Genomic DNA, 16,768 nt, shown 5'->3' on the forward strand with positions numbered 1-16,768 from the left:
TTGCGCTTTTAAGGTATCCAGCTCCAGCGGCTAGAACAGTCGGTCATTTCACTCCTTCCTGCGAGGCAAAGGGCGCCTCTACGTCAGGAGTTCCAATGTCCTCCTGTTCTGGACGAGCCGCTTGCGCTTTTAAATAAAAAAACGCTCGTCTCTAGGCTTGTTGCCTAGGGACGAGCGTTTGCCCGCGGTTCCACCCTAGTTGATGTGCTTTTACACATCCACTTTATCATGTATTGCTCAAGACTGCCGTTTCCTTGCGTTTTCAGGCTTTCACTATCCCTGAATCGCTTGTAGGTGCAAGTACTTATAAGTCCATCATCGCTACTTATATTTAATAATAATGAACATATTCTACCATGTTCTTTTTTAAATCACAATAGAGGAACGATGGTCTCTATGATAGAGTTTCGCCTGTTTTTTGTTCTTTATACCATATAAGTACTGAATATGTTTAATTGCTTCTCGTTTACTTAAGGGCGCAAGTTCATTTGTTTGTACATATTTCCATACAACATCTGGAGTTGTTTTGGCATATTCACGAAGTGCCCAACCGATAGCCTTTTGAATGAAAAATTTTTTTGAAGTTTTGAGTTGTTTCATAATTGAGAAGAGAAGCTGTTCATCTGTTTGATGTTTATATTTGAGCTGAAATAGAATAGCGACCCGCTGTAACCATATATTTTCTGAAGTAATCCATTTTGGAATATAGGCTTGAATGACATCTGGATGCTTTAAAAAGATGCTACCTACAAATGTAGGGACAATACCATCGACGGAGTCCCACCATGATTTTGTTGTGATGAGTTCTTCTAAAAATGGAATGTGAGTTTCATTGAGATGCTTTTTATCCTGCTATTTTAGGGCAGTAAGACTCCCACCTCAAGATTCAGAAAGAAGCAAGGAAGATAGGTGGGAGTAGGGCTGCCGTAACAGCCCGATTGGTGAGGGCTCATAATCAGTGGGGGATGAAGAAAACCCCCACTGATTAAAGTTTCACTTTATATTTTTGTAATAAGTCAAGAGCGGCAGATTGAAATTCACGTTCTGGCAAAGACCAAAGTTCACGAATAATAATTTGAAAATCGTTTTTGTCTGGAAGTGAATGAGTTTGTATAACGTCACGCAATAAGGTTCTTCGTTTTGGTGTTTGAATACCGAGAAATGGGAAGTGTTTTTTCATGTAACGTGCCATCGGTTCGGCTTTTTCACTGTTCTGATGTGCGAGAAATTGTTGATGCAGAGTTTCCACAAATGGATGCATAAATGAGTTCTCCTTTCAAGTTCTTGTTCATATTATACAGGTGAGTATAGATAAGAAAAAGATGTTAGGAAGGAGAGGGAAAGATGGAAGATCAAAGTATATTTGCAGGGTTCCTTGCACTTAGTTTTACTGCAATTTTGATTATCTTAATTTGGGCGGTTCTTTCTTACGTATTAACTGCGTTTGCATTGTATACAATGGCCAAAAACGATGGGACAAATGATGCGGTTTTAGCGTTCATTCCATTTCTGAATTGCAAAGTATGGGGAGATTTAGCGAGAGAGAAATTCCCTGATTTTCTAAAAGAAGAAGCAGGATGGAAAGTATTTGGAATATATGTTGGTTGTTTTATTCTTAATTTTATTCCGATAATAGGCTTTTTAGCTGGAGTGGCTACACTTGTATTATCGATTTATTTAATCTACGCTATTTTAGAAAGATATGGGACGAATGCAGTATTGTTTACTATTATTCATGCGATAACATGTTCGATTTTTTTACCGATTCATTTATTTCTTATTCGAAATGAACCAACAAGATATTGAGATATGGTATTTTGTCGAATTGTCGATAAGTTGTGTCAAATCGCCGATTGCTGATATATGAAGAAAGGCTATCGCATATGTGCGATAGCCTTTGGCATTACATTAAATAACGTAAATAAATATAAATGTGAGAAATAATGAGTGACACAATCATTATCGGAAAACCGACTTTTAAAAAGTCCATGTAACTAAATTTATGTCCCTCACGGCTGGCAATGCCTGCTACGATTACGTTAGCAGAAGCGCCGATTAATGTTCCGTTTCCACCTAAGCAAGCGCCAAGTGCTAATGACCACCATAGTACATCGATTTGTGCATCAGCAGGTGATAGACCAAGTCCAACTGCCATGTCATTAATAAGCGGAATCATTGTTGCGACGAATGGAATATTATCAATTGTTGCAGAAGCAATACCAGATACCCATAGAATGAGCACAGATGCGTAAGAAATATCTCCACCTGTTATTCCGATTACTTTTTGTGCTAACGTTTTGATAAGACCGATATCGATAAGACCACCAACAAGTACAAATAATCCTGCAAAGAAGAAAATAGTAATCCACTCAACGTGAGCGAATACTTCTTCGATTTCATGTTCTTTGACACCAATTAACATAAGGACAGTAGCACCAGTTAATGCGATTACAGCGGCATCAATATGGAAAATAGAATGAGTCATGAAACCGACGATTGTCAGTCCAAGTACTGTTAAAGATTTTTTCATTAGTACTGGATCTTTAATATATTGTTTTTCATCTAAACTCATTAATTTTTTTACTTGTACTGGGTCAGCAATTAGTTGTTTGCGATACATAAAGTAAAGCATAATTGTTACTACAGCAATGATAATGATTACGATCGGTGCCAAATTAATTAAGAAGGCATTGAAATCTAAATGCTTATTTGCTGAACCAATCATAATGTTTGGTGGGTCACCAATTAATGTTGCAGTCCCTCCAATGTTTGAGAAAATAATTTCAGACAGTAAATAAGGAACAGGATTTACTTGTAAAATGCGCGTAATAGATAGAGTAACTGGAACAACAAGAAGTACTGTTGTTACGTTATCTAAAAATGCGGAGCCAAGTGCGGTAAGCAAAGAAAGGGAAATCAAAATTTTAATAGGATTTCCTTGTGCTTGTTTCGCAGCTTTAATGGCAACATATTGGAATACACCCGATTTACTCGTAATGTTAACTAAAATCATCATACCGATGAGAAGTGTAATCGTTCCCCATTCAATATGTTTTGTAAAGGCATTGTGCAAGTCAACAATACCGAAGATGACCATAAGTGCTGCGCCTAAAAGTGCAATCACAGCACGATTAATTTTTTCTGAAATGATAATGGCATATGTAATTAAAAAGACTGCGATAGCAAAATAATACTGCCAGTTTGCGATTTCTTGCGTTGTTTCGTGCAAAAATCCCATCTCCTTTCGGTTACTATTCTTAGTGTGTCAAAAAATTGTAGAAGAAACACACTTAACGCCATTATAAAGTAGAAAAATGTCGGATGTAAATAAAGGGTTTATTTTGTTGTATTTTCTGTACAAATGAATTTTTCTTCTTTTTAAAAATATTTGTGGTTATTTGACATATATATAAGATACATCCAATCTGAATGTTTCAAATTCGAGCCTGTTCGTGTAAAAGGAAAAGGAGACAAAATGATAAGGAAGGGATCGTATGGATGAAAAGCAATTTTTATTTTTAGATTTTGAGTTCACGATGCCTCAAAATCGAAAAAAACCAAAAGGTTTCTTTCCCGAAATTATTGAAGTGGGGCTTGTATCGGTTGTTGGTTGTACAATGGAAGATACGTATTCATCTTATGTTAGACCGGAAAGTTTTCCAAATTTAACAAATCGATGTAAAAATTTTTTAGGAATTGCTCAAGAAGCTGTAGATGGAGGAATTTCTTTTTTAGCACTTGTCGACAAACTTGTTCAATATGAAGAGCGCTATAAACCGACAATTGTCACGTGGGGAAATATGGATATGAAAGTATTAAAACATAATTGTGAAGTGGCAGGCGTTCCATTTCCATTTTCAGGCGTTTGTCGAGATTTATCTCTAGAATATAAGCGTTTTTTTGGGGAGCGAAATCAAACAGGATTATGGAAAGCGATTGAAGCGTATGGAAAGGCAGGAACAGGAAAGCATCACTGCGCATTAGATGACGCGATGACAACGTATAATATCTTTAAGCTTGTCGAGAAGGATAAAGAATATTTAGTGAAACCAGCTCCACCTACGTTAGGAGAACTTGTTGATTTTTCGAAATTAGTAAAGAAAGTAAGTACACAGTAACGACCAAATTGCAAAATGTGTAATTTGGTCGTTTTGTTTTTATAATTTATAGTCTCGTTTTAATTGCTGGAGTGTTTGTAAACTGCGCTGTGCAAAAGGTGAATCCTCCTCTAACAATGCAGCGATTTGCGCTTCTAATGCTGTGTTTAGAGATTCTTTGTAATCTGGAATATCTCCGTCATACTTTTTAACCATTGCTTTTGGAATGTTTGTTTGTTCACGAAAAGATAGAGCACGTCTTTCATGGAAAAATGGGACATCTGCTTGCTTTACATTATGTAAGTCACCTTGCATGGGATGTTTTAAAACAGCTAATACTTTCACAACGTAACTTTCAGGACGTTTATTTGTAATTTCCCCAATGTATTTTCCTGTTTTATAAATACCAGTAACAATCTCTCCGATTTCAAATGTTTCTTTCATATTTTTCACCTCAATTTTATAGTAAGGAAAGTAAGAGATAGAGTCAAAGAAAGTATTTGTTAAGTAGGATTGTAAAACATGAAGTGTTATAATGGATAATGATATGACAGAAAATTCTGAAGTGAATAGAGGATATGAAAGCATGTATTGTTTCATTCGATGCCTTTGCACTACTAGAGAAAAGAAGTAATGATGAAAGTATGGGAGAGTGTACAACTAGTAAATATACAAAACGTGTAGAAAAAGGAGTGAGTATGATGATGCCTTTATATTTTCCAGAGGATAAAACAGAATATATTATTCCTGGAATCGTTTGTATTTTATTTATTATTGGTGCCGTTGTGACGTGGCGCATGTTCATTCGTGTCTCTAAAAGAGAAGCTGATCGCTTGCGAAAGGTAGAAGAAAAGTTGTTAGCTGAGAAGAAACGCTAATTCGTTTTTGTATGTTTCTCTCCAAGCTCGGACAATCTAAGGACAGAATGTATCTTGGAGGGAATGGGAATGAAAAAACAGCTTTTATTTAGTTGTTGTATGCTATTTCTTATAACAGGCTGTGACAAAGGAAACCCAAAAGAAATTGATGTGAAGTTATACAATGCGTCTGGCGATGAGATGGGAACAGCGAAAGTAACGCAGCAAACAAGTGGAGTGAAAATATCAATTAAAGCAGATGGATTTACACCTGGTGCACACGGATTACATATTCATGAAATAGGAGAGTGTAAAGCGCCGCGCTTTGAGTCGGCTGGTAATCATTTTAATGTAGATGATAAGAAGAAGCATGGGCTTATGAATCCAAAAGGAGCAGAGAACGGTGATTTGCCAAATGTGATTGCGGATGATACAGGAAAGATTAAAGCAGAAATTGAAGCAGCAAATGTATCACTTGAAGAAGGGCGAACCACTTTATATCGTAAAGATGGGGCCTCTATTATCATTACTGAAAATCCGGATGATGGTATGACGCAGCCTACAGGGAATTCAGGGAATCGAATTGCCTGTGGGGTGATTGTGAAAAAAGCATCTGCGAATAAACAAAAGTAAGAGCTACCTTTCAAAGTAGCTCTTACTTTTGTTTATTCTAATTAATAGGCAGTTCAAAGGGCTACATCGAGCTCTCACCAATTGGGCTACCCTAAAATAGCGGGATCAAACATTCATTTTATGAAAGTGCATATTGAAGCCGAGTTAAAATTTCTTTCAAAACAGATAGCGGACAACCGATGTTAATGCGAATATGTTGTTCTCCACCTATTCCGTACTTTTCACCTGCTTCCACGATAATTCTTCCTTTTTCTTCGAGCAGTTTTGTTCGTTCTTTTTGAGATAGATGAAGTGTTGTACAGTCTATCCAGAGTAAAAAAGTCCCTTCTGGCTTGATAGCAGATAAGGTAGGAATATGTGTATCAATGAATTCACAAGCAAATCGGGCGTTTTCTTCTATATAAGAACGAATATCTGTCACCCACTCATTGTATTCTGTATAGGCGCTTTGCATTGCTTCATAAGCAAATATGTTTAAGCCGTGAAATCCTTGTCTTTGCTGTACAGATGTAAAAGCATGACGGATTTTTCTATCTGGAATAATAACGATAGAAGCCTGTAAACCAGCGATATTAAATGTTTTGCTTGGTGCTATGCAAGTAATAGTTCGTTTTGCTAATTGTTCAGATAAGGAGGCAAATGGTATATGGATATGATTTGAGAAAATAATATCCGCATGAATTTCATCGGCAACAATGGTTACATCGTATCGTTCACATAATGTTCCGAGTTTGGAAAGTTCTTGCTTTGTCCAGACGCGTCCAACGGGATTATGTGGACTACAAAGAAACATAAGCTTTACACCTTGTTGAAACTGTGTTTCTAAATGTTCGAGATCCATTTTATATTTTCCATTTTCGAGCCGTAATGGGTTTTCGCATAAAAGCCGATTGTTTTTCGTGACCATATGAAAGAATGGTGGGTAAATAGGTGGCTGTACAACAACGGTGTCATGCTCGTTTGTTAGTGCTTGTACACTTATGCTAAGTGCTGGAACAATTCCGGAACTAAATACAATCCATTCTTTTTGTATGTCCCAGTTATATTGCTGTTTTGTCCATTGGCAAATAGTATCTAGTATTTCCATAGGTGGTAGTGTATAGCCAAAGATAGGATGTTCAAGACGTTTTCTCATCGCATTTTGAATTGCTTTTGGTACTTCAAAATCCATATCGGCAATCCAAGCATACAAAAGCTCCTCATCTTTATATGTATCCCATTTGATGCTTTGAGTGCCGCGGCGATTCACCAGTTTTTGAAATTCGTGCATAGTTTAGCCCCTTTCTGCTATAAAATAGCATTTTGTGAAAATTCCCACTCTTCTTCTAGCATATATGATGTGATACGATAAAGGAAAGATTGAAAACGAGAAAAAGGCGGGAAGTAAATGGGTGCATATGAAAGAATGGTGGAGCTGGTAAAAAATTGGGATCCGTTTCAAATGGGCGCTGAGTTTTATGAAACAGAAGCAAGTGATGTTGTATATGTAGTAAGTGCGTTTGATGATCCAAAATATATTGCGAAAAAAATTCAGCATATATATTTTATGTCGTTTGAAGAAGTTCCTCCGTTAGAAAAATGCGAAAAGTTAGCAGAACAGCTGCTTATTTTAAAAGAAGGCGGAAGTTGTTCAATATAGCTGCCTGTCTTCTAGCAGCTATATTTTATCCCGCTATTTTAGGACAGTAAGACTCTTACCCAAAGATTCAGAGAGAAGCAAGGAAGAGGGAGCCTTACTGCCCGTAACAGTCCGATGGATGAAGAAAAAACATTGATTAAAGCTTCACTTAATTAAATCCCCCTCTTCTAAACGAAGTGAAGGAGGGGGATTTAATTGGCAACAAAGGAAATAATTTCTTCATAAATATGCTCTGGTTTTTCTTCAGGTAGTAAATGCCCTGTGTTTTCGTATGAAATGAATTTAGAATTTGGTAAATCTTTATGAAGTCGCTCTCCAATTTGAATGGGAACAACGCGGTCTTGTTCTCCCCAAATGAGTAAAGTAGGTGTTTGAATTTTACGTAATTCGGCCGATGGTAAATCGCCTTCCCGATCTCTAATCATTCGCGTTAGAGCGGGGAATATTCGATTATCGTAAAAGGGAGCAGCATAGCCTTCCATCATTTCATCGTCAATTAAAGAATGGTCATGAACAACATTCATTAAGTTATGAACAATTCCTCTTTTTGTAATCCAGTTTTTCACGTATAGGTGGAAAAATGGTAAATAAGAAGAATAAATAAGAGGTAAAGTAGCCCGATGTAAGTAGCTGGAGCTACATAGTAAAATCGTTTTTTTTATTAAGTCAGGGCATAGACGGTTCACGTAAAGAGAGATTTGTCCCCCCATAGAATGTCCAATTAAAATGATATTAGAAAATTGTAAATGCTTTACTAGATCGATAATGATTGTTGCTAAGTTATGGTAAGAGTATTTAAAGTGATTGGATTTATCACTTCTCCCGAACGGTGGTAAATCAAGAGCAATTACTGTACCTTCTTGGGCTAGTAAAGGGATTAATCGCCGATAACTAAATGAAGAAGAGAGGAAACCGTGAACGAGTACGAAAGTAGGTCGTTCTTTTTTATGATGATGCTCATACAATTCATAATGAACAGTTATGCCGCGAGTGGAAAAAGTGAAATAGGGACATTTAAATTCATGTTTCATTTTTTGTCACTCCATTAATTTTTGTTCATATCATCTCCTTATAAGAAAATATTTATGTGCACGAGTAAAAGGCAAGATGGAAGCCCATCTTGCCTTTTACTCATGCACAATGTTAGGTGGTGTTTTCCCTTGTAAGCCTGCAACTAAATTTTCAGCAGCTACTTTCGCCATTTGTTGTCTCGTTTTTAATGTTGCTGATCCAACATGAGGTAAAGTAACCACATTTTGTAGAGATAAAAGTGGATTCTCTTTTTCAATCGGTTCTTGTGTAAATGTATCAATACCAGCTGCAAAAATCTTTTTTTGTTGTAAGGCAGAGATTAACGCTGCTTCATCTACTGTTTTTCCGCGAGAAGCATTAATGAAAACCGCTGTTTCCTTCATAAGCGAGAATTCTTTTTCTCCAATGAGATGGTACGTTTCAGCAGTTAATGGAGTTAAAAGGACAACAAAATCAGAGTGTTTCAGCAGTGTATCTAGTTCACAGTATGTAGCGTTAAATGTCTGCTCAGCTTCTTTCTTACGACGACGATTGTGATATAAAATGTCCATATCGAAGCCGAATTTTGCTCGCTTGGCAACTGCTTCTCCAATACGGCCCATACCAATAATGCCAATTGTACGGTGATGGACATCTACTCCAAAATGTTCTTTTGAAATTTCAGTATCCCAATTCCCGTTTTTGACATAAGAATCAAGTTCACATACGCGGCGGCTAGCTGATAGCATAAGAGCAAAAACAAGATCAGCTACTGTATCGTCTAATACATATGGTGTATTTGTCCCAATTACATTTCTTTTCTTCATTGCTTGTAAATCGAAGTTATCATAACCGACAGAAATATTACTCACAACTTTTAATTTAGGAGATGCTTGTAATAATTCTTCATCAATTTTTGCTCCGAAATTCAGTAAGCCATCTTTATCTTTTATTTTTTCTAATAAAATGTCACGAGATATCTTTTCATCGCGATCCCACTTTTCATATTCACAGTGTTCAGAGAGATATTCTTCTACAAATGTTGGAATACGTTCAGCAATGTATATTTTCGGTTTCATCGTCTCAGCCCCTTTCCTTTTCATTTTTACATAATTCCCTAAAAAAATCTTCTTTTCAAATATAAAAGGGTGTCTGTATAATTTAAAAACAAACAAAAGAGAGGATGAGTTATGTGATGACTGGAAAAGAATTAGAATTATTAGCATGTCTTGAAAAAAACAGTCGTTTATCTATAGAGACTTTAGCGAAAATGTTAAATATAAAGGTTGAAGAAGTACAAAAAATGGTCACAAAATTAGAAAGTGAAAACATTATTGTAGACTATGTGACACATATTGATTGGACAAAGGTGAAAGAGCACACTGGTTTAACGGCGATGATTGATGTAAAGGTAACGCCGAAACATGGAGTTGGATTTGATGCGGTTGCTGAACAAATATATCGTTATTCAGAAGTGAAGTCAGTATATTTAATGTCAGGCACATATGATCTTTCGATTACATTAGAAGGAAAAACGATGGCAGAAGTAGCGACATTTGTTTCTGAAAAATTAGCAACGATTGAATCAGTCGTTTCAACAACAACTCATTTTATTTTAAAAAAATATAAACATGAGGGAATTATTTATGAAAATGTAAGTGATGATAAACGAATTGTGGTGACACCATGAAACAGTTTGAACTATCTAGAGCAGCAGAATCTTTACAGCCATCGGGCATTCGAAAGTTCTTTGATTTAGCAGCAGGAATGAAAGGTGTTATTTCACTTGGCGTTGGAGAACCTGACTTTGTGACACCGTGGAATGTAAGGCAAGCCTGTATTCGCTCGTTAGAAGAAGGGTATACAGCATACACGGCAAATGCAGGATTATTAGAACTGCGTCAAGAAATAGCAAAGTATCTAAAAAAACAATTTGAAGTTTCTTATAATCCAAATGACGAAATTATTGTGACAGTTGGAGCAAGCCAAGCGCTAGATGTGGCCATGCGTGCGATTGTGAATCCTGGTGACGAAGTGATTATTATAGAACCGAGTTTTGTGTCATATGCACCACTTGTTACATTGGCAGGGGGCGTTCCAATACCGGTTACAACATCTTTAGAGAACGCATTTAAAGTACAGCCAGAACAAATTGAAGCAGCGATTACAACAAAGACGAAAGCAATTTTGCTTTGTTCACCAAATAACCCAACAGGGGCGCTTTTAAATAAGGCCGAATTAGAAAAGTTAGCAGCAATTGTAGAAAAATATAATTTAATTGTTCTATCAGATGAAATTTATGCGGAGCTTGTCTACGATGAAGCGTATACAAGTTTTGCTAGCATAAAAAATATGAGAGATCATACGATTTTAATTTCTGGATTTTCAAAAGGGTTTGCAATGACAGGCTGGCGTCTTGGGATGATTGCAGCTCCTACTCACTTTTCATCACTCATGTTGAAAATTCATCAATATGCTATGATGTGCGCGCCGACAATGTCACAGTTTGCTGCGCTCGAAGCGCTTCGGTCTGGGAATGATGAAGTCATTCGAATGAGAGAAAGTTACAAGAAGCGTCGCAACTTTATGACGCAATCGTTAAATGAGATGGGATTAACATGTTATGTACCAGGCGGTGCGTTTTATGTATTTCCTTCTATTTCTTCAACAGGATTGTCTTCAGCAGTATTTGCCGAGCAATTATTGATAGAAGAAAAAGTAGCGGTTGTACCAGGTAGTGTGTTTGGTGAAAGTGGTGAAGGTTTTATTCGTTGTTCTTATGCGACTTCACTTGAGCAACTTATGGAAGCGATGAACAGAATGAAACGTTTTGTGGAGAATAAAAAAAGGACAAAACAGAATACGTTTTGTCCATAAAAGGGGGGGAATACTAGAAAGCCATGTGTTAGTATTCTATCCCAATATTTGAAAAATATACGTATTAGAGGAGATTTTTTCATGAATTTTGAATGAGAGAAGAGGTAGTGGTATAATTTACTAATACAAGGAAAAGTTTCTCAGTTCAGATTTCGCTAATCAATTATGTAAAGTTAGTAGCATCTGTATATTCTTTACAAGTTCTCAGTGGATGCTTAGCTACGGAATCGTAGCAGGAAAAATGGTAAACGTATGGGAGTGTTTCATATGTCAGAACAATATACAACAGGAGTGATTGTAAAAGGGAAAGTGACTGGAATTCAAGATTACGGCGCATTTGTAGCATTGGATGATGAAACGCAAGGTCTTGTGCATATATCTGAAATTACAAATGGTTATGTAAAAGATGTTCATGACTATTTAAAAATCGGAGATACAGTAGAAGTAAAAGTACTTTCCGTTGATGAAGAACACAAAAAGATGAGTTTATCATTAAAAGCGGCAAAAAGAAAACAAGGAAAAGTTCTTGTGCCTAATCCATCTGCAAAAGGATTTCATACATTGCGTGAGAAGCTAATAGAGTGGATAGAAGAATCGGATATAACAAAGTAAAAGAGGAACGCTCATAAGCATTCCTCTTTTACTTTGTTATGATATATATTTAGCAAATATGATTGCAAGCAATCATATTCGTATGTCGGATGGGAAGAATGACATACTGATTATCGAATTTCATGCGTTTCTGGGTGTGTACCTAGATTTTCAGATGGTTTAAACAATAACCCGAGATTGATGAGCCCAGAAATACCGACAATGCCATAAATAATTCTTGCGAGAGCAGAGTTTTGTCCGCCAAAAATAGCTGCTACTAAGTCAAATTGAAAAAATCCAATAAGTCCCCAGTTGACGGCACCGATTACAGTGAATACTAAGGCGATTCGTTGTAAAGTACTCATCTTAAATAGCCCTCCTTAAATGTAGAACATGAGTAAATCTTTATGCGATTTAACTCGTTTATAGAATGGTTTTCTTTTGTTGTTTTTATACATAAAAAATATATAGTGTATGATGTGCATACATCTATACCCATAAATACGGGTTTTTATACGAAAAATGAACATTTTTCAAAAAATAATGATTGGTTACGTTTACAATTCGTCAATCGCTTGATTTACAACTTTAGTTTCGCTAAAGTGAATACAGAAATACATATACATAATTGGAGGGAAAAAGATGAGCACACATGTAACGTTCGATTACTCTAAAGCGTTATCGTTCATCAGTGAACACGAGTTAACTTATTTACGTGATGCAGTAAAGGTATCACATCATGCAATCCATGAAAAAACTGGGGCTGGGAACGATTTCCTCGGATGGGTAGACCTTCCCCTTGCGTATGATAAAGAAGAATTTATTCGCATTCAAAAATGTGCTGAAAAAATTAAAAATGACTCTGACATTTTACTTGTTATCGGTATTGGTGGTTCTTACTTAGGAGCACGTGCAGCAATTGAAATGTTAAACCATTCTTTCTACAATACGCTTTCTAAAGAACAACGTAAAACTCCACAAGTGCTATTTGTTGGACAAAACATTAGCTCCACTTATATGAAAGATTTAATGGATGTACTAGAAGGCAAAGACTTCTCTATTAACGTAATTTCCAAATCAGGTACAACAACAGAACCTGCAATTGCATTCCGTTTATTCCGTAAATTATTAGAAGACAAATACGGAAAAGAAGAAGCGCGTAAACGTATTTATGCAACGACAGATAAAGCGCGTGGTGCTTTAAAAACATTAGCTGATGAAGAAGGTTACGAAACATTCGTAATTCCAGATGATGTTGGTGGACGCTTCTCTGTATTAACACCAGTTGGATTATTGCCAATCGCTGTTAGTGGTTTAAACATTGAAGAAATGATGCAAGGGGCAGCTGCTGGTTGCAATGATTTTGCAAAATCAGAACTGGAAGAAAACCCAGCTTATCAATATGCGGTTGTACGCAACGCTTTATATAATAAAGGGAAAACGATTGAAATGCTTGTTAACTATGAACCAGCACTTCAATATTTCGCTGAGTGGTGGAAACAACTGTTTGGTGAAAGCGAAGGGAAAGATCAAAAAGGTATTTTCCCATCTTCAGCAAACTTCTCTACTGACTTACACTCATTAGGTCAATACATCCAAGAAGGACGTCGTGACTTATTTGAAACAGTTCTAAAAGTAGGTAAATCTACACATGAACTAACAATTGAATTAGATGAGAGCGATTTAGATGGTTTAAACTATCTTGCTGGGAAAACGGTGGACTTCGTAAACACAAAAGCGTACGAAGGTACATTATTAGCACATAGTGATGGCGGAGTACCAAACTTAATCGTTAATATTCCAGAATTAAATGAGTATACATTCGGTTATCTTGTATATTTCTTCGAAAAAGCATGTGCGATGAGTGGCTATCTATTAGGCGTAAATCCATTTGATCAACCAGGTGTTGAAGCATATAAGAAAAATATGTTTGCTTTACTTGGAAAACCAGGATTCGAAGAACTAAAAGCAGAATTAGAAGAACGTTTAAAATAAAAAAACTGTTGGGGCATGCCCCAACAGTTTTTTATTTTTTGACGGTATGAATCACCAATATATTCTTATTAGAACGGGTATGCTAATGAAAAATGTGTGAGAAGGGTGAATGATATGATTCCGATTCAATCCGATTTAGAAGGTCGTATATATGCTCTTTATCAATTAGAGGAAACGTTAAAGCCGCTTGGCTACAATATAGGTGGAAATTGGGAGTATGATAAAGGGTGCTTCGATTACAAGCTGGATGAGGAAGATGGATATCAATTTTTAAGATTGCCATTTACAGCTGTGAAAGGAGAGCTTGATGTGCCAGGTGTAGTCGTTCGTCTTGGAACACCTTATCTTCTTTCGCATGTGTATCAAGACGAACTAGATGATCAAGTAAACACGTTGGTAGCTGGAACAAGCGGATTAGATCAATTTACGGAACCGAAAGATGCTGATGGGCATATAAAAAGAAAGTATATCGAGATTGGTAAAGTATTCGTACAAGAAATAGAAAGACATCTTATCAATGATGAATGACAATCAAAATGTCACTCTTAAGAATCACTAATGTGCGAACAGGATTAATATGAAATTGTTCATCGCGCTTTACACCCAGCAACAGAATATTTTGTTTTAAAAGGAAATGGCTACATTCTTCAAATGTTTTTCCAACATATGATGGTGGCACCTGCATTAACTGTAATTTACTTTCTGAGAGTTCGTTATAGAGCGTGAACAATACCCCTGAAATAGATGGGAATAAAAGAGAAGCAGTAAAAACATAGCTTGTTAATTTGTTTCCTTCTATAATTTCCGTTGCTCCTGCTCTTGTTGCATTTTGAATTTGTTCTGAGGTTAAGAGTTCAGCAATGCAATGAATATGTGGATTTAATCCTTTTGCGGTTAAAATGTTTAAAATAGATTGCGTATCCGCTAAAGTTTCATTTTTTTCTTTATCTGCTGTTATTAAAATGGTATGTGCTGTTTTTATATTGGCTTTTAACAAAGTTTCATCGTGATGTGGGCATCCTTTAATAAATTCTAGATGATGGAATGGCTTTGGGAGCAAGGAAAGTGTTTCATCTACTAAGACAATATCCAGATTTGGATTTAATGTAGACATCTGACTTACAACTTGTTTTGCTCTTTCATTCCAACCTATAATAATCATATGACCATTAGAAGAAGCTGCTTCCTCTCCTGTAATCTTCATATATTGCTTATTCATCATTTCTGTAGCGAATAAAATCATAAAATAAGAGCAAAAGCCTGTCCCTAATAAAATTAAAAGCATACCGACTATTTTTCCTATAGATGTATGAGGGACATAGTCACCGTAACCAACGGTAAAAATTGTAACGAGAGACCACCATATACCATCTAACCATGTAGAAAAATATGCAGGTTCTAGTTTATATATGATAAAGCCAAAACCTGTAGTGAGTATAACAATAAAACAAATTAATCGAAAAATAATAGAATCACGAAAGGTGTCTATTAGGTTTGCTGGTGATTTCAAAATATTACTCCTCCTTCATATAAAGCTATAATCATTGTTACCATTATGAAAAAAAGAAAAACACCTAAAAAATAATAAAGAAGATCACCATCTACCACGTATAGATAGTGATCTTCTTTTCGATTCTGTATAGTGACAAAAAAATTATAAAAAAAGTCGGTAGGAGGTATTTAAATACTTTCAACTTCTGTTTGTTGAACGCTATCGAGGTGTTGTAAGGTGTAGTAAACATCGGTTGTATGTGTTTTTTGATCCACGGATAGTTTTACCTGTAACAGGTGTGAGCCATTTTCTAATGTTTTTAGTTTCATATTCTTTACTTTTATATCCATAGCTTTAATTTCTTCGATAACAGTTGAAATATTATTCATATTGCGCACAACAAGTTTAACAGCGATATCTCGTTGTCGTAATGATCTAGGTCCTAAAAATTGCATTGTTAAAGGAATTAATTCGACGCTTATCATAAGAAAGAACATGCCGAAAACTGCTTCGATATAAAAACCAGCTCCAACTGCAATTCCAATACCAGAAGCTCCCCAAATCATGGCGGCAGTAGTCAATCCTGCAATGCTGTCATTTCCTCTTCGTAAAATAACGCCAGCACCTAAAAAACCAATCCCTGAAACAATTTGAGCGGCAAGCCGCAATGGATCCATATTGAGATGATCCGTATGAGGTAAATGATAAGCAGCTTTAATGGAAACGATGGTAAGAAGACAGCTAATAATAGAAATAACTAAGCAAGTTTTTAATCCGAGTGGTTTTCTTTTTAGTTCTCGTTCTAAGCCAATTGCAAATCCTAATACAGCGGATAGACCTAGCTTTATTAATAAATCTGCATAGTCCATATGTATTCCTCCTTATAATTTCGTTTCCTGTGATATAGCTATCACCTATTTATTTTTATAAGTAATAAATCTGCGTGTAATAAGGGAGGTATTGCTTCATTATATGAAGTGAAAAGAGGGAATTCGCTCTTTTAATAAAAAAAAATAAAAAAGATATTGCATTTCATATTTTAACATGATATATTAATAACCGTCGCTGATGCGGAACACGCAGAAAGCGGAAAAAGAAATAAAAAACTTAGTTGACATCGAAAAGAAGAGATGCTAACATAAGGGAGTCGCTAATGAAGCGGCGAACGAGTTCTTTGAAAACTGAACGAAACAAACAACGTGAAACGTCAATTTTTATTTATGATGCTAGACAAACTTTATTGGAGAGTTTGATCCTGGCTCAGGATGAACGCTGGCGGCGTGCCTAATACATGCAAGTCGAGCGAACCGATTAAGAGCTTGCTCTTAAGAAGTTAGCGGCGGACGGGTGAGTAACACGTGGGTAACCTGCCCATAAGACTGGGATAACTCCGGGAAACCGGGGCTAATACCGGATAATATTTTGCGCTGCATGGCGTGAGATTGAAAGGCGGCTTCGGCTGTCACTTATGGATGGACCCGCGTCGCATTAGCTAGTTGGTGAGGTAACGGCTCACCAAGGCAACGATGCGTAGCCGACCTGAGAGGGTGATCGGCCACACTGGGACTGAGACACG

At 36.4% G+C, this 16,768-nt stretch carries 18 protein-coding genes, 1 rRNA gene and 2 pseudogenes; 11 read left to right on the top strand and 10 right to left on the bottom strand.

The window, feature by feature from the left end; translation table 11 throughout:
• Nucleotides 1-394: 394 nt before the first annotated feature.
• A pseudogene (locus MR063_RS20755) lies at nucleotides 395-846 on the bottom strand (DNA alkylation repair protein); the annotation flags it as partial.
• A 154-nt stretch (nucleotides 847-1,000) separates the two neighbouring features.
• Nucleotides 1,001-1,261 (bottom strand): annotated as a pseudogene (locus tag MR063_RS20760) (DNA alkylation repair protein); the annotation flags it as partial.
• 83 nt (nucleotides 1,262-1,344) lie between these two features.
• Between MR063_RS20760 and MR063_RS20765 the strand changes: the two are divergent.
• The gene (locus MR063_RS20765) at nucleotides 1,345-1,806 is read left to right on the top strand and encodes a hypothetical protein (RefSeq protein WP_242201191.1); all 462 of its coding nucleotides are present in this window, start codon (nucleotides 1,345-1,347) and stop codon (nucleotides 1,804-1,806) included.
• A 97-nt stretch (nucleotides 1,807-1,903) separates the two neighbouring features.
• Here the strand turns inward: MR063_RS20765 and MR063_RS20770 are convergent, their stop codons facing one another.
• Nucleotides 1,904-3,229: an ArsB/NhaD family transporter gene (locus MR063_RS20770; protein ID WP_242201194.1), complete on the bottom strand. Its 1,326-nt coding sequence runs from the start codon at nucleotides 3,227-3,229 to the stop codon at nucleotides 1,904-1,906.
• A gap of 265 nt (nucleotides 3,230-3,494) precedes the next feature.
• Between MR063_RS20770 and kapD the strand changes: the two genes are divergently transcribed.
• Complete coding sequence (gene kapD / locus MR063_RS20775) at nucleotides 3,495-4,118, top strand: 3'-5' exonuclease KapD (RefSeq protein WP_242144072.1); 624 nt, start codon at nucleotides 3,495-3,497, stop codon at nucleotides 4,116-4,118.
• A gap of 39 nt (nucleotides 4,119-4,157) precedes the next feature.
• On the opposite strand, the gene kapB is transcribed toward kapD, so the two are convergent.
• Entirely contained in the window at nucleotides 4,158-4,541 is a 384-nt protein-coding gene (kapB, locus tag MR063_RS20780; RefSeq protein ID WP_242201196.1) for a kinase-associated lipoprotein KapB, read from the bottom strand.
• A gap of 134 nt (nucleotides 4,542-4,675) precedes the next feature.
• Here kapB and MR063_RS20785 point away from each other — a divergent pair, with 134 nt between their 5' ends.
• Nucleotides 4,676-4,975 (top strand): hypothetical protein, encoded by a 300-nt coding sequence (locus tag MR063_RS20785; RefSeq protein WP_242144098.1) that lies wholly within the window; start codon nucleotides 4,676-4,678, stop codon nucleotides 4,973-4,975.
• A 69-nt stretch (nucleotides 4,976-5,044) separates the two neighbouring features.
• Nucleotides 5,045-5,587, top strand: a complete 543-nt coding sequence (locus MR063_RS20790; protein ID WP_242201199.1) for a superoxide dismutase family protein — start codon at nucleotides 5,045-5,047, stop codon at nucleotides 5,585-5,587.
• A 118-nt stretch (nucleotides 5,588-5,705) separates the two neighbouring features.
• Here MR063_RS20790 and MR063_RS20795 read toward each other — a convergent pair whose 3' ends face one another.
• Complete coding sequence (locus MR063_RS20795) at nucleotides 5,706-6,857, bottom strand: MalY/PatB family protein (RefSeq protein ID WP_242201201.1); 1,152 nt, start codon at nucleotides 6,855-6,857, stop codon at nucleotides 5,706-5,708.
• Nucleotides 6,858-6,974: 117 nt separating this feature from the next.
• Between MR063_RS20795 and MR063_RS20800 the strand changes: the two genes are divergently transcribed.
• Nucleotides 6,975-7,226, top strand: coding sequence for a DUF1871 family protein (locus MR063_RS20800; protein WP_242144076.1), 252 nt, complete (start codon nucleotides 6,975-6,977; stop codon nucleotides 7,224-7,226).
• Between the two features lie 191 nt (nucleotides 7,227-7,417).
• Here MR063_RS20800 and MR063_RS20805 read toward each other — a convergent pair whose 3' ends face one another.
• Together MR063_RS20805 and MR063_RS20810 are read right to left on the bottom strand one after the other, a co-directional pair.
• On the bottom strand, nucleotides 7,418-8,257 hold the full coding sequence (locus MR063_RS20805) for an alpha/beta fold hydrolase (protein WP_242201202.1): 840 nt from the start codon (nucleotides 8,255-8,257) through the stop codon (nucleotides 7,418-7,420).
• A 96-nt stretch (nucleotides 8,258-8,353) separates the two neighbouring features.
• Nucleotides 8,354-9,340 carry a 2-hydroxyacid dehydrogenase gene (locus MR063_RS20810; protein ID WP_242201204.1) on the bottom strand — a complete coding sequence of 329 codons (987 nt, stop codon included), beginning with the start codon at nucleotides 9,338-9,340 and terminating at the stop codon, nucleotides 8,354-8,356.
• Nucleotides 9,341-9,420: 80 nt separating this feature from the next.
• On the opposite strand from MR063_RS20810, the gene MR063_RS20815 reads away from it, so the two are divergent.
• The 3 genes from MR063_RS20815 (at nucleotide 9,421) to yugI (ending at nucleotide 11,726) form a co-directional block, all read left to right on the top strand.
• Nucleotides 9,421-9,927 (top strand): Lrp/AsnC family transcriptional regulator, encoded by a 507-nt coding sequence (locus tag MR063_RS20815; RefSeq protein WP_277927970.1) that lies wholly within the window; start codon nucleotides 9,421-9,423, stop codon nucleotides 9,925-9,927.
• Nucleotides 9,924-11,114: an aminotransferase gene (locus tag MR063_RS20820; protein WP_242201205.1), complete on the top strand. Its 1,191-nt coding sequence runs from the start codon at nucleotides 9,924-9,926 to the stop codon at nucleotides 11,112-11,114. The genes MR063_RS20815 and MR063_RS20820 overlap by 4 nt, the downstream gene beginning before the upstream one ends.
• Nucleotides 11,115-11,381: 267 nt before the next feature.
• Nucleotides 11,382-11,726, top strand: coding sequence for a S1 domain-containing post-transcriptional regulator GSP13 (gene yugI / locus MR063_RS20825; RefSeq protein ID WP_242201207.1), 345 nt, complete (start codon nucleotides 11,382-11,384; stop codon nucleotides 11,724-11,726).
• A gap of 110 nt (nucleotides 11,727-11,836) precedes the next feature.
• Here yugI and MR063_RS20830 read toward each other — a convergent pair whose 3' ends face one another.
• On the bottom strand, nucleotides 11,837-12,070 hold the full coding sequence (locus MR063_RS20830; protein ID WP_002124440.1) for a DUF378 domain-containing protein: 234 nt from the start codon (nucleotides 12,068-12,070) through the stop codon (nucleotides 11,837-11,839).
• 277 nt (nucleotides 12,071-12,347) lie between these two features.
• Between MR063_RS20830 and MR063_RS20835 the strand changes: the two genes are divergently transcribed.
• Together MR063_RS20835 and MR063_RS20840 are read left to right on the top strand one after the other, a co-directional pair.
• Complete coding sequence (locus MR063_RS20835; RefSeq protein ID WP_242144081.1) at nucleotides 12,348-13,700, top strand: glucose-6-phosphate isomerase; 1,353 nt, start codon at nucleotides 12,348-12,350, stop codon at nucleotides 13,698-13,700.
• A gap of 114 nt (nucleotides 13,701-13,814) precedes the next feature.
• On the top strand, nucleotides 13,815-14,228 hold the full coding sequence (locus tag MR063_RS20840) for a YugN-like family protein (protein ID WP_242201211.1): 414 nt from the start codon (nucleotides 13,815-13,817) through the stop codon (nucleotides 14,226-14,228).
• On the opposite strand, the gene MR063_RS20845 is transcribed toward MR063_RS20840, so the two are convergent.
• Nucleotides 14,215-15,210 carry a potassium channel family protein gene (locus tag MR063_RS20845; RefSeq protein WP_242201213.1) on the bottom strand — a complete coding sequence of 332 codons (996 nt, stop codon included), beginning with the start codon at nucleotides 15,208-15,210 and terminating at the stop codon, nucleotides 14,215-14,217. The two genes, MR063_RS20840 and MR063_RS20845, sit on opposite strands and share 14 nt — an antisense overlap.
• A gap of 170 nt (nucleotides 15,211-15,380) precedes the next feature.
• The gene (locus MR063_RS20850; protein ID WP_242201216.1) at nucleotides 15,381-16,061 is read right to left on the bottom strand and encodes an MgtC/SapB family protein; all 681 of its coding nucleotides are present in this window, start codon (nucleotides 16,059-16,061) and stop codon (nucleotides 15,381-15,383) included.
• A 368-nt stretch (nucleotides 16,062-16,429) separates the two neighbouring features.
• On the opposite strand from MR063_RS20850, the gene MR063_RS20855 reads away from it, so the two are divergent.
• Nucleotides 16,430-16,768 (top strand): 16S ribosomal RNA (locus MR063_RS20855); the annotation flags it as partial.

Origin of the sequence: Bacillus cereus group sp. BfR-BA-01492, assembly GCF_022662815.1 — a bacterium.
GTDB lineage: Bacteria > Bacillota > Bacilli > Bacillales > Bacillaceae_G > Bacillus_A > Bacillus_A cereus_BD.